At 69.6% G+C, this 18676-nt stretch carries 19 protein-coding genes; 14 read left to right on the forward strand and 5 right to left on the reverse strand.

The window, feature by feature from the left end; translation table 11 throughout:
• The first annotated feature begins 539 nt into the window (after positions 1-539).
• From ligA to AC1DMQ_RS10720, 4 genes are all read left to right on the forward strand, one after another.
• Positions 540-2888: an NAD-dependent DNA ligase LigA gene (ligA, locus tag AC1DMQ_RS10705; protein ID WP_477033540.1), complete on the forward strand. Its 2349-nt coding sequence runs from the start codon at positions 540-542 to the stop codon at positions 2886-2888.
• A gap of 2 nt (positions 2889-2890) precedes the next feature.
• A complete protein-coding gene (locus AC1DMQ_RS10710; RefSeq protein ID WP_477033541.1) occupies positions 2891-3496 on the forward strand; it encodes a 3'-5' exonuclease in 606 nt (201 codons plus the stop codon).
• Between the two features lie 94 nt (positions 3497-3590).
• Positions 3591-4007 (forward strand): DUF2147 domain-containing protein, encoded by a 417-nt coding sequence (locus AC1DMQ_RS10715; protein ID WP_477033542.1) that lies wholly within the window; start codon positions 3591-3593, stop codon positions 4005-4007.
• A gap of 97 nt (positions 4008-4104) precedes the next feature.
• Entirely contained in the window at positions 4105-4497 is a 393-nt protein-coding gene (locus tag AC1DMQ_RS10720) for an iron chaperone (protein WP_477033543.1), read from the forward strand.
• Here AC1DMQ_RS10720 and AC1DMQ_RS10725 read toward each other — a convergent pair.
• From AC1DMQ_RS10725 to AC1DMQ_RS10735, 3 genes are read right to left on the reverse strand one after another with little or no spacing between them, the layout of a single operon-like run.
• Positions 4494-5285 carry a TrmH family RNA methyltransferase gene (locus AC1DMQ_RS10725; RefSeq protein WP_477033544.1) on the reverse strand — a complete coding sequence of 264 codons (792 nt, stop codon included), beginning with the start codon at positions 5283-5285 and terminating at the stop codon, positions 4494-4496. The genes AC1DMQ_RS10720 and AC1DMQ_RS10725 overlap by 4 nt on opposite strands.
• Positions 5286-5290: 5 nt before the next feature.
• Entirely contained in the window at positions 5291-6193 is a 903-nt protein-coding gene (locus tag AC1DMQ_RS10730; RefSeq protein ID WP_477033545.1) for an RsmD family RNA methyltransferase, read from the reverse strand.
• 18 nt (positions 6194-6211) lie between these two features.
• Complete coding sequence (locus tag AC1DMQ_RS10735; RefSeq protein WP_477033546.1) at positions 6212-7675, reverse strand: glycosyltransferase; 1464 nt, start codon at positions 7673-7675, stop codon at positions 6212-6214.
• Between the two features lie 165 nt (positions 7676-7840).
• On the opposite strand from AC1DMQ_RS10735, the gene AC1DMQ_RS10740 reads away from it, so the two are divergent.
• Genes AC1DMQ_RS10740 through AC1DMQ_RS10755 form a run of 4 tightly spaced genes read left to right on the forward strand, consistent with a single transcriptional unit; the run spans position 7841 to position 11053 of the window.
• Positions 7841-8476: a TetR/AcrR family transcriptional regulator gene (locus tag AC1DMQ_RS10740; RefSeq protein WP_477033547.1), complete on the forward strand. Its 636-nt coding sequence runs from the start codon at positions 7841-7843 to the stop codon at positions 8474-8476.
• Between the two features lie 5 nt (positions 8477-8481).
• On the forward strand, positions 8482-9306 hold the full coding sequence (locus tag AC1DMQ_RS10745; RefSeq protein WP_477033548.1) for an ABC transporter substrate-binding protein: 825 nt from the start codon (positions 8482-8484) through the stop codon (positions 9304-9306).
• A complete protein-coding gene (locus tag AC1DMQ_RS10750; RefSeq protein WP_477033586.1) occupies positions 9249-10289 on the forward strand; it encodes a FecCD family ABC transporter permease in 1041 nt (346 codons plus the stop codon). The genes AC1DMQ_RS10745 and AC1DMQ_RS10750 overlap by 58 nt, the downstream gene beginning before the upstream one ends.
• Complete coding sequence (locus tag AC1DMQ_RS10755; protein WP_477033549.1) at positions 10286-11053, forward strand: ABC transporter ATP-binding protein; 768 nt, start codon at positions 10286-10288, stop codon at positions 11051-11053. Before AC1DMQ_RS10750 ends, AC1DMQ_RS10755 begins: the two co-directional genes overlap by 4 nt.
• A gap of 5 nt (positions 11054-11058) precedes the next feature.
• On the opposite strand, the gene AC1DMQ_RS10760 is transcribed toward AC1DMQ_RS10755, so the two are convergent.
• On the reverse strand, positions 11059-13251 hold the full coding sequence (locus tag AC1DMQ_RS10760) for a transglycosylase SLT domain-containing protein (protein WP_477033550.1): 2193 nt from the start codon (positions 13249-13251) through the stop codon (positions 11059-11061).
• A 270-nt stretch (positions 13252-13521) separates the two neighbouring features.
• Here AC1DMQ_RS10760 and dapA point away from each other — a divergent pair, with 270 nt between their 5' ends.
• The 4 genes from dapA to AC1DMQ_RS10780 all read left to right on the forward strand — a co-directional run bounded on the left by dapA (position 13522) and on the right by AC1DMQ_RS10780 (position 16198).
• Entirely contained in the window at positions 13522-14406 is an 885-nt protein-coding gene (gene dapA / locus AC1DMQ_RS10765; RefSeq protein ID WP_477033551.1) for a 4-hydroxy-tetrahydrodipicolinate synthase, read from the forward strand.
• On the forward strand, positions 14406-14864 hold the full coding sequence (gene smpB, locus AC1DMQ_RS10770) for an SsrA-binding protein SmpB (protein ID WP_477033552.1): 459 nt from the start codon (positions 14406-14408) through the stop codon (positions 14862-14864). Before dapA ends, smpB begins: the two co-directional genes overlap by 1 nt.
• Before the next feature lie 132 nt (positions 14865-14996).
• Complete coding sequence (locus tag AC1DMQ_RS10775; protein WP_477033553.1) at positions 14997-15359, forward strand: hypothetical protein; 363 nt, start codon at positions 14997-14999, stop codon at positions 15357-15359.
• A gap of 5 nt (positions 15360-15364) precedes the next feature.
• Positions 15365-16198 (forward strand): DUF2145 domain-containing protein, encoded by an 834-nt coding sequence (locus AC1DMQ_RS10780; RefSeq protein WP_477033554.1) that lies wholly within the window; start codon positions 15365-15367, stop codon positions 16196-16198.
• Between the two features lie 10 nt (positions 16199-16208).
• Here the strand turns inward: AC1DMQ_RS10780 and AC1DMQ_RS10785 are convergent, their stop codons facing one another.
• Entirely contained in the window at positions 16209-16883 is a 675-nt protein-coding gene (locus tag AC1DMQ_RS10785) for a spermidine synthase (protein WP_477033555.1), read from the reverse strand.
• A gap of 129 nt (positions 16884-17012) precedes the next feature.
• Between AC1DMQ_RS10785 and AC1DMQ_RS10790 the strand changes: the two genes are divergently transcribed.
• Together AC1DMQ_RS10790 and AC1DMQ_RS10795 are read left to right on the forward strand one after the other, a co-directional pair.
• Positions 17013-17789: a class II aldolase/adducin family protein gene (locus AC1DMQ_RS10790; protein WP_477033556.1), complete on the forward strand. Its 777-nt coding sequence runs from the start codon at positions 17013-17015 to the stop codon at positions 17787-17789.
• Positions 17790-17890: 101 nt separating this feature from the next.
• On the forward strand, positions 17891-18580 hold the full coding sequence (locus AC1DMQ_RS10795; RefSeq protein ID WP_477033557.1) for a hypothetical protein: 690 nt from the start codon (positions 17891-17893) through the stop codon (positions 18578-18580).
• The last annotated feature ends 96 nt before the right edge of the window (positions 18581-18676 follow it).

Consider the following 18676-nt stretch of genomic DNA (forward strand, 5'->3'; position numbering starts at 1 on the left):
TTTAGATGGACGCCTTCGCGACGGCCCTGGGCAGGTTCCTTGCAACACAGGACGAAACCCAGGCGGCGAAGGATCGGCTGACGCGGCAGGCATGGGCTGAAATCGCCCATGCGGTCCAGGGAACGCCAACTCCCTGCCCGTCGGAGGCCTCTATCGGAGCGGGTTAAAAATCCGCGATCCGAAGGCTTCCGGATAACGGCCGCGCGAAGCGCTCGTCTTCGTCGAAACGGTACTCACAACTGCAAATCATCCGGGCGAGGCCCGGGCGCTTCGCACCCTTCCCATCCAGCTCAGCGGGTTTCCTGCGTGAGATCACACCCACTTGCCCCCACCTGACCGCTTCGCGGTCTGTCCGCCCCCATAGGGGGCGGAGGACGTGCGCACGCGCCGGGGGCGGGTCCTCTTCCCCCCGTAGGGAAGACGACCGCGAAGCGGTCCGTAGGGGGCAAGTGTTCACCGCACGGCGTCGCACAAAACGCCTCCCCGGATCATCCACCCCCGGCTAGTCTGCCCCCGTTCTCCAGCCTCCGGATTCGCCCGTGTCCCAGATCGCCGTCGCCGACCTCACCGAAGCCCAGGCCGTCGAGGAACTGGAGCGCCTGGCCGATGACCTGGTCGAGCACGACCTGCGCTACCACCAGCAGGACGCGCCGACGATCAGCGACGGCGAATACGACGCCCTCAAGCGCCGCAACCTCGACATCGAGGAACGCTTCCCGCACCTGGTGCGCGACAACTCGCCGTCGATGCGGGTCGGCGCGGCGCGGGCCGAACAGTTCTCGCCGGTCGAGCACGGCGTGCCGATGCTGAGCCTCGACAACGCGTTCTCCAACGACGAGGCGACCGAGTTCGACGCCCGCATCCGCCGCTTCCTGCGGCTCGGAAGCGAGCCGGTGTTCTATACCGCCGAGCCGAAGATCGACGGGCTGTCGGCCTCGCTGCGCTACGAGAAGGGCGTGCTGGTCCAGGGCGCGACCCGGGGCGACGGCCGGGTGGGCGAGGACGTCACCGCCAACCTGCGGACCATCGCCGACATCCCGCACAAGCTGAAGGGCTCCGGCTGGCCCGACGTGATCGAGATCCGCGGCGAGGTCTATGTCGAGCTGGAGGCCTTCGCCGCCTTCAACGCCGCCGCCCTCGAGGCCGGCCAACGCACCTACGCCAATCCCCGTAACTTCGCCGCCGGCTCGCTGCGCCAGATCGACCCGAAGATCAGCGCCCAGCGCCCGCTGCGGTTCTTCGCCTACGCCTGGGGCCTGACCAGCGGACCGTTCGCGGCGGGTCAGTGGGAAGCGCTGGAGAAGCTTCATGCGTGGGGCTTCGTGACCACCGCCCCGCCGGCCAAGCGTGTCCAGGACGCCCAGGGCCTGCTGGACGCCTATGCCGAGTTCGAGGTCCTGCGGCCCAAGCTGGCCTTCGACATCGACGGCGTCGTCTACAAGGTCGACGACCTGGAACAGCAGCGCCGCCTGGGCTTCGTGTCGCGCTCGCCGCGCTGGGCCGTCGCCCGCAAGTTCCCGGCCCAGCAGGCCCGCACCATCCTGGAGGCCATCGACCTGCAGGTGGGCCGCACCGGCGCGATCACCCCGGTGGCGCGGCTCAAGCCCGTGACCGTCGGCGGGGTCTCGGTGACCAACGCCACCCTGCACAACGCCGACGAGATCGCCCGCAAGGACGTGCGGGTCGGCGACACCGTGATCCTGCAGCGGGCCGGCGACGTGATCCCGCAGATCGTCGGCTCGGTGGCCGAGGAGCGGCCGGCGGACTCCGTGCCGTTCGAGTTCCCGACCCACTGCCCGTGTCCGCTGCACACGCCGATCGTCAAGGAGACCACGGCCTCGGGGGCCGAGACCGTGGTGCGTCGGTGCAGCGGCGAGTTCGCCTGTCCGTTCCAGCGCATCGAGCACCTGCGCCACTTCGTCTCCCGCCGCGCCTTCGACATCGAGGGCCTGGGCGAGAAGCAGCTGGCGGCCTTTTTCGAGGCCGGCTGGATCAAGGAGCCGGCCGACATCTTCAAGCTGGCCAAGGACGAGGCCAAGCTGGCCGAGCTGCGCGAGCGCGACGGCTATGGCGAGACTTCGGTCGCCAACCTGGTCAAGGGCATCGAGGCGCGGCGCGCCATCGGCCTGGACCGGGTGATCTACGGCCTGGGCATGCGCGACATCGGCGAGACCACCTCGACGGTGCTGGCCCGCAACTTCGACCGCTTCGAGGACCTGCAGGCGGCGGCCGAGCGCGCGGCGGGGCAACTGCCGGGCGCGGTCTATCTGGAGCTGTCGGGCGCGGCCGGCGTCGGTCCCAAGGCGCGCGACGAACTGGTCGAGGCCGGCAAGGGCGGTCTGAAGGCCGACCCGTGGCCCGAGGCCGACAGCCTGGAGGTCAAGATCGGCCACGCCGTGCCCAAGCTGAACAAGCCGGCCCGGGCGGCCCTGGCCGAACGCTACGGCGACTGGAACGGCTTCGCCCAGGCCTTGGCCGAGGCCGGGCAGGGCGCGCCGGGCGACGACTATCTGCAGCTGGCGGCCATCGACGGGATCGGCCCGGTGGCGGCCCAGTCGATCGCCCGGTTCTTCGCCGAGGAACACAATCGCGAGAAGGTGGCCAATCTGGTCGCCGAGCTCGACATCCAGGCCGTGGCCAAGCCCAAGACCGACACCGCCGTGGCCGGCAAGACCATCGTCTTCACCGGCTCGCTGGAGAAGATGACCCGCGACGAGGCCAAGGCCCAGGCGGAGGGATTGGGAGCGAAGGTCGCCTCGTCGGTGTCCAAGAAGACCGACCTGGTCGTGGCCGGTCCCGGCGCGGGCTCCAAGCTGAAGACCGCCACCGAGCTGGGCATCCAGGTGATGACAGAGGACGAGTGGCTGGACATGGTCGGGGGCGGCTGAGCATGCCCGTCGTCGCCATCGACTTCGAGACCGCCAACGAGCAACGCTCCAGCCCCTGCGCCATCGGCCTGGCCTGGATCGAAGACGGGCGGATCACGCAGGTGGAGCACCACTACATCCGCCCGGCCGAGATGCGGTTCTCGGGCTGGAACATCGCGGTGCACGGCATCAAGCCGGCCGACGTCGAGGACGCCGACGAGTTCCCGGCCGTGCTGTCACGGCTGCGGAACCGGATCGAGACGGCGACGGTGATCGCCCATAACGCCGCGTTCGACATCAGCGTGATGCGCCGCACCTGCGAGCTCTACGGCCTGCCGTTTCCGCGCTTCGACTACATCTGCACGGTGCAGGTGGCCAAGAACACCTGGCCCGACCTGCCGTCGGCCAAGCTGAACGCGGTCTGCGACTTCCTGGGCGTGGACTTCAAGCACCACGACGCGGCGCAGGACGCCTATGCCTGCGGCAGCGTTGCCCTGGCGGCGGTCGAGGCCACCCGGGCGTCGCACATCCGAGACCTGCCGGACAAGCTGGGCATGACGGCCGGTCGGCTGACCGCGACCGGCTACACGACCTGTTCCAGCGCGGGCCCGAAGCGGCGTTCCGTCTAGGGATCGGCCAGGCTTGTTCGAACTCGGCCATCAATTCATGGGCGGTTCAGCCGAACACGCGTTAGAAAGGGGCAACAACTAGGGAGACGACCCCATGAAACTGCCGATCCTCGCCGCCGCCCTGGCGCTCTCGGTTTCCGCCCCGGCCTTCGCCCAGGACGTCACGGGCCTGTGGCAGACCCAGACCAACGGCGGCCAGGTCGAGATCAGCCGTTGCGGCAACAGCCTGTGCGGCAAGCTGGTCAGTTCGGATCACATCAAGAAGGATCCGACGGTCAAGGACGAGAAGAACAAGGACGCGTCCCTGCGCAACCGGACCCTGAAGAACATGCAGATGCTGTACGACTTCACCGGCGGTCCGACCAAGTGGACCGGCGGCAAGGTCTACAACGCCGCTGACGGCGGCACCTATTCGGGGACGATCACCATGATCTCGGCCAACGAGCTGAAGCTCAAGGGCTGCATCGTGGCCCCCCTGTGCAAGACCGAGAAGTGGTCGCGGATCAAATAGGCCACGGAGCGGGGACAGGCCCATGGGGCCTGTCCCGCCGATGTCGGATTCGCGCTTCGCCATCCGTCCTCCGGGCGCGGACTGACGGAGGACGACGATGAAAGACGCACCGGCCACCATCGACGACTATCTGGCGCGTCTGCCGGACGACCAGCGCGCCGCCCTGGAAGACCTGCGCGGCCAGATCCTGGCCATCGCGCCGGACGCTCGGGAGGTGATCAGCTACGGCATGCCGGGCTTTCGCCTGCACGGCGTGCTGGTCTGGATGGGCGCGGCCAAGAAGCACTGCGCGCTCTATCCTCACGGCCTCGTCGAGGACTTCGCCGACCGGCTGAAGGACTTCGAGACCAGCAAGGGCGCGATCCGTTTCCAGCCTGACAGGCCGCTGCCCAAAGCGCTGGTCGAGGCGATCGTCCGGCGACGGGTGGAAGAGGATCGCGAGGAAGCCGCGTCGCGGGCGGCCAGGAAGGCCTCGCGACGGAAAGCCTAGCCCGTCACCGTGTAGATCATGATCCCCGTGGCCACCGACAGGTTCAGGCTGTCGGCCCGGCCGCGCATGGGGATCTTGACGTTGACGTCGCAGGCGGCGGCCAGCTCGGGCGGCAGGCCCTGCTGCTCGTTGCCCATCAGGATCAGCGAGGGCTTCACATAGTCGGCGTGCTTGTGGTCGACCGTGGCGGTCAGCAGGGTGCCGATCACGCTGCCGGGCCAAGTCTCGCGCCAGGCCAGGAACTCGGCCACCGAGGCCTTAGCGATCTTGACCGCGAAGATCGAACCCATGGTGGCCCGCACGCCTTCGACCGAATAGGGGTCCACGCAGTCGCCGACCAGGATCACCCCGCCGCAGCCGGCCGCGTCGGCGGTGCGGATCACGGTGCCCAGGTTGCCCGGATCGCGCACGGCCTGCATGGCCACCCAGCAGGGGGCGCTCTCGGGCACGATGGCGCTGAGCGGGGTGTAGACCTGCTTGAAGACGCCCACGACCGCCTGCGGATTGTCGCGGCGTGAGACCTTTTCGAGGATCTCGCGATTGACCTCGATGATTTCGCCGCCGGCCTTCAGACAGGCCTGCGAGGCTTTCTGCAGCATCGGATGGTCGGCGGCGTCGCGGCCGTACATCAGGATCTTGGGCGCGTGGCCGCAGTCGATCGCCTCGATGACGATCTTCAGCCCCTCGGCCAGGAACAGGCCGCTCTCCTCGCGTTCCTTGCGCATATGCAGGGCGCGGACGGCCTTGACGGTGTTGTTGGACAGGGAGGTGACGGTCTTGGCGTTCATGTCGCTCACCCCTCCGAGGCCCAGCGGGCGAAGAACGACAGGCCGATCTGGCGGTCGCCCTTGTCCTCGACCAGCGACAGCTCGCCCCAGTCGATGACCCCGCCGCGACCTTGAAGCTCCTGGGCCAGCAGGCCCGACATCGCCGCGCCCGAGACCCGGGCGGCATAGGCGTTCATCAGCAGGAACGAGGCGTCGGGGGCCAGGATCTGGGCGCAGTTCGTGGTCAGCTCCGCCAGGTCCTCGAACAGGCGCCAGACCTCGCCGTCGGCCCCGCGACCGAACTTCGGCGGGTCCAGGATGATGCCGTCATATTGCGAGCCGCGCCGCACTTCGCGGGCCACGAAGCGGCGGGCATCCTCAACGATCCAGCGGATCGGCTTGTCGGCCAGGCCGGAGAAGGCGGCGTTCTCGCGGGCGAAACCGACCGACTTCTTGGAGGCGTCCACATGGGTGACGGCCGCGCCGGCGGCGGCGCAGACCAGGCTGGCGACGCCGGTGTAGCCGAACAGGTTCAGCACCTTGGGCTGGCGGGCCGTGAAGGCGCGGACCCGGGCGTCCTGCCAAGCCCAGTTGGCGGCCTGCTCGGGGAAGAAGGCCAGGTGGCGGAACGGCGTGAACTGGCCGTGGAACTTCGCCTCGCCCCAGGCCAGGTCGAACTTCTCCAGGGGCTTGCCCTTGAAGCGCCAGCGGCCGGCCTCGTCCTCGTCGGAGGGATCGAAGACGGCGTCGGCGTTGTCCCAGACCTTCTGGTCCAGGCGCGGGGCCCAGAAACACTGCGGCTCGGGACGCACGACGGTGTAGCGGCCGTAGCGCTCCAGCTTCTTGCCATGGCCGCTGTCCAGCAGGGCGTAGTCGGCCCAGCCGGTGGTGCGCATGACGAGCGGAGCGGCGGCGATGGTCGGATTCATGCCCCCGCCAATACGCGCTCAGGGCAAGGCCCGTCCAGTCCGGGCCAACAGGCGAGGCAGCAAAGGGTTCGCGGCGCGGGGCGTATGCGGGGTCTTGTCCCAGTGAAACGGCGCGACGACGAACTGGCGAAGGGCCTCGGCGGCGGCCAGGCTCTGGAGCGGCCAATAGAAGATCGCGCCCAGCAGCGGCAGGACCCTTTGGCGATGTCCGGCCCGCCGCTGGGCCTGGGTTCCGGCGATCGCGATGCAGGTCCAACCGAAGAACATCAGCATCCAGTCCATGGCCGGGACCGCCGGGCAGAGATCGAGCATGGCGCCCATGCCCTGCACCATCAGCCAGGCGAACAGCGGGCCGTGGAGATGGGACGACATCACCGGCAGGGCCAGGGTGAGGACCAGCGCGGCGAGACCGCGCGGGGTGTGCACGGCGGGACCCCGGGCATGGACGGCCAGGGTCTGGAGGTGGCCCTTGATCCAGCGCGCCCGCTGCGGCGTCCAGACCTTCAGCGTGGCGGGCGAGGTCTCGAAGGTCGGGCTGGCCAGCACGTCGAGCTTGTGGCCCCGCGCCGCCAGGCGAAAGCCGATGTCGGCGTCTTCGGTGACGTTGTAGGGATCCCAACCGCCGGCGGCCCTCAGGGCGCCGGCCCGGAAGTGATTGCTTGTGCCGCCCAGCGGGAAGGCCAGGCCCCAGCGGGCCAGGGCCGGCAGGAAGACCTCGAACAGCACGGCATATTCCAGCGCGAACTGGTCGGGCAGGAAGCGCGGATCGGGCTCGATCCGCAGCGGGGCCTGCAGGCAGGCCAGGCTCTCGTCGGCCTGGGCGAAGCGCGCGGCGGCTTCGCGCAGTTGGCCGGGATGCGGCGCGTCCTCGGCGTCATAGATCACCACCAGCTCGCCATGCGCCCGCTTCAGGGCGACGTTGCAGGCGCGGGGCTTGGTCTGGGGCGATCCGGGCGGAGCGATCAGGACCTGGAACCCGGCCGGCAGGTCCAGGGCCCCGAACGCGGCCTGGGTCTCGTGGTCCTTGGCTTCCAGGACGATCAGCACCTGGAGGCGATCGCGCGGATAGTCCAGCCGGGCCAGGTTGGCGACCAGCTCCGCCGCCACCGCGGCTTCGCGATAGAGGGGCGCGATGATCGTGTAGGCGGGCAGGGCCTCGTCTGGGAGGGGCGGCGCCGTCGTCGCGGCGCGAGGCGTGAAGGCGGCGACCAGCTTGATCCCCGAGTGGCCGAGGAAGCCGGCGAAGAACAGCAGATGGAGCCCCTCCAGCATCGGCTGGGGCCATAAGGCGGTGAGCAGCGCCATCATCAGGATCGAGAGCGCCAGCCCGGCGACCTGGCCTTGCGACAGCCGCCGATGGGCTCCATCCTCAAGCGGCTCGGCCGTCGAAGCCGGACCGTCGGGCAGGGCCTCGACCCAGCTTCCGTCGGCCGCTTCGGTCCCGAACGCGCGCCGCTGCTGGTCTCTTTCCTCTCGCGCCATCGCCCCCGCCGCGCCTAATCGGATCCAGCGAGTAGATAACGAATCCTCAACTATAGAGCGTCAAACGAAAAAACACGCGTTTCACGTAAATCCTTGAGAGTTGCGACGTTTGGGTGATTCCCGTTTAGTGTCGGATTTGGGGACTAGGTAGGGGAACGCCATATCGTGACGGTCGCGTTGAAGAAGCCGCACAAGTCGGCCCGCAAGCCCAAGGGCGACGGCCATTTGCGCCGCGGAGAAATCCTGGCCGCGGCCGAGAGGATCTTCATCGCCGAGGGCTACGCCGGGGCGACGATCCGCAAGATCGCCGACGCCGTGGGCGTGTCGTCGACCGCGCTCTACATGCACTTCCGCGACAAGGACCAGATCCTGCTGGAGATCAGCGACGACGCGATCGGCCAACTGCTGGCGGTCAATGTCGACATCGCCCATCGGCCGATCGACGCGGTGGCGCGGGTCAAGCTGATGCTCGAGGCCTACATGAAGTTCGCCCTCGACAATCCCAACACCTATCAACTGGTGTTCTGCGGTTCGCGCGACGTTATCTCCAAGGAAAAGCAGGCCGCCACCGCCGAGCTGGGCGACCGCTGCTTCGCCGAGTTCAGCGGGCCGATCCACGAGATCGCCGCCGCCGGCCGCCTGCGCACGGGATCGGGCGACAGCGCGGCCCAGGTGCTGTGGGCCGCCTGCCACGGGCTGGTGGCGCTGCTGATCACCATGCCGGACCGCAACTGGGCGCCACGCGAGGAACTGATGAAGGTCACCCTCGAAGGGCTGCTGCACGGCCTGGTCACGGACTGACGTCCATGCGCGCCGCCTTGCTCGCCGGCCTCGTCGCCGGCCTGGCGGCCATCGCGGGATCCGCCGTCGCTCAAGGCGCGGTCCAGACCGCCTCCAAGCGCGTGATGTCGCTGGACTCCTGCGCCGACCAGTACGTCCTGGCCTTGGCCCCGCGCGAGACCGTGGTCGGCGTCTCGCCGCGAGCCGACGCGCCGGATTCCTTCCTCCGCGCCAAGGCGGCCGGCTTGCCGCAACGGCGGACCACGCTGGAGGCCGTGCTGGGGGCGCGTCCCGACGTGGTGGTCCGCCAGTGGGGCGGCGACGCCCGGCTGACGGCCGCCATCGCCCGGCGCGGCGTTCACACGGTCAGTCTCGGCGACGCCACCGATTTCGACGGCGTGCGGGCCAATGTCCGCCAGGTCGCCCAGGCCTTGAACCGTCAAGCCGCGGGCGAGACGCTGCTGGCGCGCATGGACGCCGACCTGGCGCGGGCGGCCGGAGCGGGCAGGGGGCGGAGCGCCTTCTACCTGACGCCCGGCGGCTATACGGCCGGCCCCAACACGATGATCGACGCCATGCTGCGGGCCGCGGGCTTCGCCAACGCCTCGACCCAGCCCTACTTCTCGCCCGCGCCGCTGGAGCGACTGGTGCTCGATCCGCCCAAGGCGGTGGTGCTGGGCTTCTTCGACCTGACCCGGGCCGGTGCCGATCGCTGGGGACCCGGACGCCACGCGGCGCTGCGCAAGGCCACGCGAGGGCGAGTGATCGCCTCGCTGCCCGGCGGCATGCTGGGCTGCTCGGCCTGGTTCGCCGCCGACGGCGCGCGGGTCCTGGCGGAGGCGGCGCGATGAGCCCGCGTCGCCTGGAGCTCCTGCTGTTGCTGGCCCTGGTCGCGGCCGCCGTCGTCGCCGTCAGCCTGGGCGAGAGCGCGCTGAGCCTGGCGCAATATCACCAGGCCCTGATCGACCCGGGCTCGCCGCCGGGCGAGGTGCTGTGGACCATCCGTCTGCCGCGCGTGCTGATGGCCGCCCTGGTCGGCGCGGGCCTGGGCCTGGCCGGAGCGACGATGCAGGGGCTGCTGCGCAATCCCCTGGCCGAGCCCGGCGTGCTGGGCGTCTCGGCCACGGCCGGCCTGGGCGCGTCCCTGGCCATCGCCGGCGGACTGGCGGCCTTGCCCGGTGCGATCGAGCTGGCCGCTCTGGCCGGCGCTCTGTTGGCCGGAGCAGTGGTCGTCGGCCTGGCGGCGCGGTTCCGCGAGCCGGAGGTGCTGATCCTGTTCGGCGTGGCCCTGTCGGCCTTCGCCGGCGCCCTGACGGCCCTGGTGTTCAATCTGTCGCCGTCGCCCGTGGCCACCGCCGAGGTGCTGGCCTGGCTGATGGGCTCGGTCGAGAACCGCGACTTCACCGACATCCTGCGCGCCATGGCGCCGATGATCGTCGGGGGCGGACTGTGTCTCTACGCGGCCCGGGGCCTGCGGATGCTGACCCTGGGCGAGGAGGCCGCCCAGATGTCGGGCCTGCCGATGGCGCGGTTACGGGTGGCGGCGGTGGCGGGCTCGGCCCTGCTGGCCGGAGCCTCGGTCGCGGCGGCGGGGGTGATCGGCTTCGTTGGCCTGGCCGCGCCGCACCTGGTGCGGGCGGCCGTGCGCGACGATCCGGCCAGGCTTCTGCGCCCATCGGCCTTGGCCGGAGCACTGCTGCTGGTCGCCGCCGACCTGGCCGCCCGACTGATCCCGACCGAGCAGGAACTGAAGCTGGGCGTGGTCACCGCCCTGTTCGGCGCGCCGGTCTTCGCCCTGTTGGCCTGGCGCGCGGCGCGGAGCTGGCGGTCGTGACGGCGGCCTGGACCCTCACCGGCCTCAAGGCCCGGCGCGGCAAGGCCTTGGTGCTGGACGGCGCGTCCCTGAGCGTCGCTCCTGGCGAGGTGCTGGGCGTGGTCGGCCCCAACGGCGCGGGCAAGACCAGCCTGCTGCGGGCGGGCCTGGGCCTGATGCCGGTCGAGGCCGGCGGGGCGCGGCTCGGCGGCCGCCCGGTCGGTGACCTGAATCCCGTCGAGCGGGCCCGCCTGGTCGGCTACCTGCCGCAGGAGCGCCGCCTGGCCTGGAACCTGCCGGCTTTGGATGTCGCCGCTCTCGGCGCGCCGGATCTGCCGCCCGCCCAGGCGGTCGCCGTGGCCCGCGAGCGGCTGGAGCGCGTCGGCGTCGCCGATCTGGCCGATCGCGGCGTGCTCGACATGTCGGGCGGCGAGCGGGCCCGGGTGTTGCTGGCCAGGCTGCTGGCGACACGCGCTCCGCTGCTGGTCGCCGACGAACCGGTGGCGGGCCTGGACCCCGACGCCCAGCTATTGACCCTGGACCTGCTGCGCGCCGAAGCGACGGCCGGAGCAGCGGTGGTCGTCACCCTGCACGACCTGGGCCTGGCGGCGCGATCTTGCGACCGGGTCCTGGTGCTGGACCATGGCCGCGTGGCGGCGGAGGGCGCGCCGATCGAGGCGCTGTCGCCCGCGGTTCTGGCGTCCGTGTTCCGGCTGGACGGCGCGCTGATCGAGACGTCGGCCGGACTGGTCGTGGCGGCTCGGCGTTCGGCAGGCCCGCGCTAGACCTCCTAGCGCGTGCCCGGCACATAACCGCCCTGCGGAATGGCGGTCGGCGCGCTCGAAGCGGTGGTCCCGCCGATCGGCGGCAGGCCGCCAATGGGCGCGCTGGCCGGTCCCGCATAGCTGTAGCCGCCGCGCTTCAGGTCGCTGGACAGGGTCAGCGGGGCCACGCCGCCGTTCAGGCGGGCGCGGTAGACCATGGTCGTCTCGATGGTCCGCATCACGTAGTTGCGGGTCTCGGAGAACGGGATGCACTCGATGAAGTCGAGCGGATCGGTGGTCGCGCCGCGCGGGTCGCCGCACAGGGTGACCCACTGGGCTGGACGGCCGGGACCGGCGTTGTAGGCGGCCGAGGCCATGACGTACGAGCCGCTGAAGTTGCTGACCATGCTGCCCAGATAGGTCGAGCCCAGGCGCATGTTGTAGAACGGGTCCGACAGGCGATCGACGCTGTGGTTCTCGCCCAGTTGCCGCGCGACGATGGCGGCGGTGGCCGGCATCAGTTGCATCATGCCGCGCGCCCCGACCCCTGAACGGGCGTTGGGGTCGAAATTGCTTTCCTGGCGCGAGATCGAATAGACGAACGCCGTCTCGGCCGCGCCCGGTCCCGGGGTGAACAGATGGTCCAGCAGCGGATAGCCGCGCTCGGGCAGGGTGAAGCCGCGCTGGGCGGCGGTGCGGACCGCGCGCATGGCCAGGTCCTGATCGCCGTAGCTTCTAGCCAGGTCGACCAGCAGGGCCTCTTCCTCGGCGGTCGGCAACTGGTCGTCGATGTAGAGCACGAAGACCCGCACCTGATCGCGGGCGCCGGCCGCCATCAGGGTGCGCACCGCGCGGACCAGCTCGCGGCCCTCGAAGCGGGCGCGGTCGGCCTGGGTGATCGTCGGATCCTTCTCGAGGCGGATTTCCTTGATCCCGGCCTTCTCGGCGGCCAACTGGCCGTAGAAGGTGGTGATGTAGCGCGCGCCCTCGGCGTAGAAGGCCTGGGCGGCGATGCGGTCGCCCTGGGCCTCGGCGGCCCGGCCCTGCCAGTAGAGAGCGCGGCCGCGGGTGATCGGCGAGGCGCCGATCTCGGCGATGCGGGCGAAGTGATTGGCGGCGGCGTCGGGGTTCTTCAGCCGGCTCAGGGCGATCCAGCCGGCGTAGAACTCGCTCTCGGCCGCGTCGGAACCGGCCTTCAGATGGGCGTTGGCGGCCGCATAGGCGCCGGCGCTGTCGCCGGCCCTGAGAGCCGACACCACCAGTTGCTTGCGCTCGCGCCAGATGGCGGCCGCCGCGTCTTCGGTCGGGGGCGGGGCGGGGAACTGCCTGACCAACGGCAGGGCCAGGGTGTCCAGCCCCTTGCGGCGCAGATAGGACGCGCGCTCGAAGACCACGCCCGGCTGGGCTTGCAGGGTCGGCGACAGCGCGGCGTAGAGGTCGTTGGCGTTGCTGGCGTTCGAGCGGAAGGCGATGCGGGCCTGGGCCGCCGCCTGCTGGTCGTAGGGCAGCAACGTGACCATGTCGCGGGCGGCGGGGCCTTGCGGGCCGTACAGCAGGATATCGGCGCGGCGGACGTGGTCGTCGGGCGTCAGCAGCGTGCCGTAACGGGCCAGGATGCCGCGTTGGGCGTCCAGTTCGAAGACCTGGTCGCGCCACCAGCGGCGAATCAGGTTGCTGGCGTCGGCGGTGCGGCCGGCGGCCTGGTAGGCGGCGGCCAGGGACATCGCGCCCTCGGCGGTCTGCGGATCGCGACCGCCGAACCAGGCGATCATCCGCTGGGCGTCGAGGCCCGAGACGACCAGGGCCTTTTCGGCGGCGTTCTCTCGGCGTTGGGCGCGCGGCCAGCCAGCCAGGTCGCGGCGCGCCTGATCCAGCTCGAAGAAGCTCATGCTCTCGGCCCCGGCGTCGACCAGGGCCCACAGGGCGATCTTGCGCGACAGCGGATCCTGGATGCTCGACATCGCCATGCGGATGGTCGACGGGTCGCGGCTGGTGACCGCCATGCGCAGGTTGGCGGCGTCGGCCTCGGCGGGCGTGGCGTAGGTCGCGGTCTGGGGCGTGGTGATCAGGCCCTGCGGGGTGGCACCGCCGGTATAGGGCTGGGGCGCGCGGGGCAGGTCGACGTCGTCCTGAGCCAGCGCCACGCCGAACAGCGCGACTCCGCACAGCACCAGGGGGGCGGCTCCGCCCAGCAAGACCTTACCCAACCCTGAGGCCAAAACGCCGTCTCCTTCGATTCTATGGCCCTGGCGGGCGGTAGTCTCGCCGTTTTCGGACGCCCGAGGGGCCGATTTGCGGCGATCGGACCCCGATCAGGGCCCCGTTGGGTCGGTATAGACCGCTTCGCGGCGATTTGACCTCCGCCGAAACCCCCAAATCATCGCAAAGCGTTACGGGCGGTTGCGGGACATGGGGGGAGGGACATATTGTCCGCCCCCATCCTCAGGCCGCAACTGTCGCGGCGCGTTTCTCACGGCAAATTGCAAGTCATGGCTCATTCTCCGTTCAAAGGCGTCATTCCGGCGCTGGTCACGCCATTCCGCGACGGCGCGGTGGACGAGAAAGCCTTCGTGGCCCTGGTCGAGCGCCAGATCGCCGGCGGCGTGCACGGGCTGGTGCCCGTCGGCACCACGGGCGAGACCGCCACGCTCAGCCACGAAGAACACAAGCGCGTGGTCGAGCTGTGCGTGCAGACCGCGCGCGGCCGCGTGCCGGTGATCGCCGGGGCCGGCTCCAACTCGACCGCCGAGGCGATCGAACTGGTCGCCCACGCCAAGGCCGTCGGCGCCGACGCCGCCCTGGTGGTGTCGCCCTACTACGTGCGTCCCAGCCAGGAAGGCGTCTACCAGCACTACAAGGCGATCAACGACGCCGTGCAGTTGCCGGTGCTGGTCTACAACGTGCCGAGCCGCACGGGTTCGGACGTCAGCAACGAGACCCTGGAGCGGCTGTCCAAGCTGCCCAACATCGTCGGCATCAAGGACGCCACGGGCGACCTCGTGCGGGCCAGCATGCAGCGGGTCCTGTGCGGTTCGGACTGGGTGATGCTGTCGGGCGACGATCCGACCGCGCTCGGCTACGTGGCCCATGGCGGCCACGGGGTGATCTCGGTGACCTCGAACGTCGCGCCCGACGCCTGCGCCACCTTCATCAACGCCTGCCTGGGCGGCGAGTGGGAAACCGCGCGCTACTGGCAGGACCGCCTGGTGCGGCTGCACAAGGCGCTGTTCCTCGACGCCTCGCCGTCGCCGACCAAGTTCGCCATGGCTCATCTGGGTCTCTGCGAGGCCGACGTGCGCCTGCCGATCGCGCCCTGCAGCGAGGCGGTGAAGCCGGCGATCCTCGAGGCCATGCACGAGGCGGGTCTGGTCTGATGACCAAGCCGATCGCCGAGAACCGCCGCGCGCGGTACGACTACTTCATCGAGGAGACCATGGAGGCCGGGCTGATGCTGACCGGCACCGAGGTGAAGTCGTTGCGCGTGGGGCGGGCGAACATCGCCGAGTCCTACGCCTCGGTGGAAGGCCGCCAGATCAAGCTGATCAACGCCGACATCCCGCCCTACGGCCACGCCAACCGCTTCAACCACGAGCCGCGCCGGCACCGGACGCTGCTGCTGCACCGCAAGCAGATCGACAAGCTGATCGGCGCGGTCCAGCGCGACGGCCGCACCCTGATCCCGCTCAAGCTCTATTGGAACGAGAAGGGCCTGGCCAAGCTGGAGATCGGCTTGGCCAAGGGCAAGAAGAACCACGACAAGCGCGAGACCGAGGCCGCCCGCGACTGGCAGCGCGACAAGGCGCGGCTGATGAAGGGCGACCGAGGGGACTGACCTTTTTCAGCCGAGCCATCACGGCCTTGTGACGCCCGCGCATGAGTGATCACTCACTTTTTTCTTGATGACCCCGTCGCGCGTGGCACAGTCACGTTCAAGGGCCCGATGGGCCGTGCGACGGAGGTTCCCATGCGTTCTCGTCTCGCCGCTGCCTTGGTGTTCGCCGTCATCGCGGTTCCAGCCGCAGCCCTTGCCCAGGACAGTTTCCAGAACGGCTCGAACGCCGTCGGGGCCTCTGCCGAGGCGATAGGTGATCTCGGGCTTTCCGGCGTGCAGACGGCCTCGGCCGTGAGCGTAGTTCCCGTGTCGGTCGCCGCCGCGGGATCGGTGGTCGTCGGAGCCGGCCTGACCGAAGCGGGCGGCGACTCCAGCGTGGCCTCCCGAGACTCCGCCGCCTTCGCCTCAACGCCCTTGCCCGTGACCAGGAAGGTGATCGTGGCTCAGCCCGCGCCCACGGCGCCCTACGACGTGCAGCCAGCGAAGAAGCCCTGACCGCCATGAGCGCCCGTCGACTTCAGGCGGGTTCTCTCGCCGCCGCCCTGATCGCCGCGACGCTGGCAGGGCCGGTCCTGGTCACGCCGGCGCGGGCCCAGGACAGCGTCTCCACCTCCGCGAAGTCGCGCCATTTCACACCCGAAGAGGTCGCCCGGTTCTCCAAGCAGATCGAGAACGACCTGGCCGGACGGGGCGCGCGGGTGGCGATCGTGTTCCGGGCGGGGAGGGCGCGGGAGACCTTGCCCAAGGGCATCGCCTATACGCACGGCGCCTTCTGGGTCTATCGCGACGTGCGGACCGCCGAAGGGGCGGTCGAGCCAGGCTACGCCGTCTACAATCTCTATGCCGGCGACGGGAAGGCCTGGCCGACGACCACCTCGCGCCTGGTGCAGGACTTTCCCTTCAACTTCACCAACGGTTCGTCCGTGGACGACGTCGCGGTCATCATTCCCTCGCCGGAGATGCAGCGCCGCATCCTGGGCGTCATCGATTCCCCCACCTACGCGGCCCTGCACAATCCGTCCTACACCCTGATCGCCAACCCCCTGTCGTCCAAGCACCAGAACTGCAACGGCTTCATGCTGGACGTGATCGCCTCCGCCGTCTGGCAGACCCCTGACAGAGAGCAGATCCGCGCCAATCTGAAGGCGCACTACACGCCGACAACGGTGCAGGCGGGCGCGGTCATGCGGCTGTTCGCGCCGCTGGCCGACCCGCGGCTGAAGACGGACGATCAGTCGGGCCCGCTGCGCACCGCGACCTACGAGAGCATGGCTGCCTTCATGCGCGACAACGGGCTGCTGCAGGCCACCTACAGCGTGACCTTCGCGCGGTGAGCCAAGGAGACTAGCCGGCCTTCGTCGCCATCCAGATCACATGCCGCGCGCCACGGCCCTTGTGGGCTCGCACGCCGATCTCCTCGACCGCGTAGCCGGCCTGTTTCAGGCGGCGCGTGAAGTCGCTGTCACGGGTCGAGGACCAGACCTCCAGCACGCCGCCGGGGCGCAGCGCCTGGCGCGCCTCGGCCAGGCCGCTTCGGCTGTAGAGGCCGTCGTTCTCCTTGCGGGAAAGACCACCGGGGCCGTTGTCCACGTCCAGCAGGATGGCGTCATAGCCGGCCGCCTCGGCGCGGATCGCTTCGCCGACGTCGCCCTGGTGCAGCGCCATGCGCGGGTCGTCGAGGCTGGTGCCGTGCAGTTCGCTCAGGGGGCCCCGGGCCCAGGCGATGACGGCCGGAACCAGTTCGGCGACCACGATCCGAGCGTCGGGACCGAAGGCGGCGAGCGCGGCGCGCAGGGTGAAGCCCATGCCCAGCCCGCCGATCAGCACTCGCGCCTTGGGACGTTGGCCGATGCGCTCGAAGGCCAGGGTGGCCATGGCCTCTTCCGACCCGCTGAGCCGGCTGTTCATCAGCTCGATCGGGCCGGCCATGATCGAATACTCAGTCCCGCGCCGCATCAGCTTCAGCTCCGTGCCGTCGCCGGGGACCTTGGCGGTGTCCAGGTGCTGCCAGGGGATCATGGGAAGTCTCGAGCCGGAGTGGGGCGCACGGGCTAACACAGGGCCGACGGCGGGGCCATCGCCGCTTGACGCCGCGTTCCAGCGGCGCGACCCTCAAGCTAACAATGATAACCTATGGAGGATCCGCTCATGGCCGACGGTGCTACGCAGATCACGACGTCGCTCAAGGATCAGGTCAGCGAGGCCGAATGGAAGGCCCGGGTCGACCTGGCCGCGCTCTATCGCCTGGTCGCCGTCCACGGTTGGGACGACATGATCTTCACCCACATCTCGGCCCGTATCCCGGGACCCGAGCATCATTTCCTGATCAATCCCTACGGCATGTTCTTCGGCGAGATGACCGCCTCCATGCTGGTCAAGGTCGATCTGGACGGCAACGTGATCGACAAGACGCCGTACTTCATCAATCCGGCGGGCTTCACGATCCACTCGGCGATCCATGCGGCTCGCGAGGACGCTCATTTCGTCATGCACCTGCACACCGATCAGGGCGTGGGGGTGTCGGCCAACAAGGAAGGCCTGCTGCCGCTGTCGCAGCAGTCGCTAATTGTCTTGCCTCAACTCGCCTATCACGACTATGAAGGTATAGCGCTCAACCTTGACGAACGGGAACGCTTGGTGGCCGACCTTGGCGAGAAGAAGCTGATGATGCTGCGCAACCACGGCACGCTGTCGGTGGGGATGACGGCGGCCGAGTGCTGGCTGGGCATGTTCTTCCTCGAACGCGCCTGCGCCCAGCAGGTGATGGCGCTCAGCGCCGGTCGCGGCAACGTGCTGGAAGCGCCGGAAAACGCCCAGGCCGAGGTCCGCAGCCAGACCGGCATGGGCATGGGCATGATCGCGGGCCTGGCCTGGCCCGGCTGCCTGCGCAAACTCGACCGGGAATCCCCCGGTTACGCTGATTGACGCCCAAACCGCGAAAACGAAACGCCGCCGGGATCCTCGGAGTCGCGGCGGCTTTCTTTTGCGCGCTGCTCGGGTCGCCAGCCTGGGCCGGCGCCTGGCCGATGAAGGACGGCGAGGGCCTGGCCATCCTGAAGTACGAGGGGCAGAAGGCCGACACAGGCCTTGATCCCGACGGCGTGGAGGTCGCGATCGATCCGCGCCGCGACGAGACCCTGTCGCTCTACAGCGAATATGGGCTGACCGACCGCTTGACCCTGCAGACCAAGGTCGCGCTGACCCGGGGGCACGACAACTTCGTCGACTACCAGGGGCGTGGTCCGATCGAGCTGGGTGTGCGCTACGCCCTGCTGCATACGGATCGATCAGTGGTCAGCCTTTATCTGGGCGCCACCAAGGACGGAGTGGGGCGCAATGCGGGCTACGCGGCGCCCGGCCAAGGCGACACGGACCTGGAGGCGCGCCTTCTGGTGGGGACGTCGAGGCAGTGGCGCAGGGCTCAGGGCTTCGCCGAGGTGCAGGTCGCGCGGCTCAAGCGCAGCGGCCTGGCGGACGAGACCCGGGTCGACCTCACGGCGGGCGTGAGGCCTACGCCCCGTTGGCTCCTGATGGTCCAGGCCTACACCGGCCAGGCCGAATCCGAGCCGGTTCAGTCACGCTGGCGCAAGCGCGAGGTCTCGGTCACCCACGACCTGGGCGCGTGGAGTTTGCAGGCCGGATGGCGGCGAACGGTGTCGGGTCGGGAGACCCCCGTCGATCAAGGTCTCGTCCTGGCGGTCTGGCGGCGTTTCTGATATTTCAGGGCTGTAATATTTGGTCATCCGTGTGTCACTGGACGCAGGCTAGGGCTGACGGCTAATGAGCCGCCTACTGCTAGCTAAGCCGACTCT

The sequence above is a fragment of the Caulobacter sp. 05L422 genome, assembly GCF_056397765.1.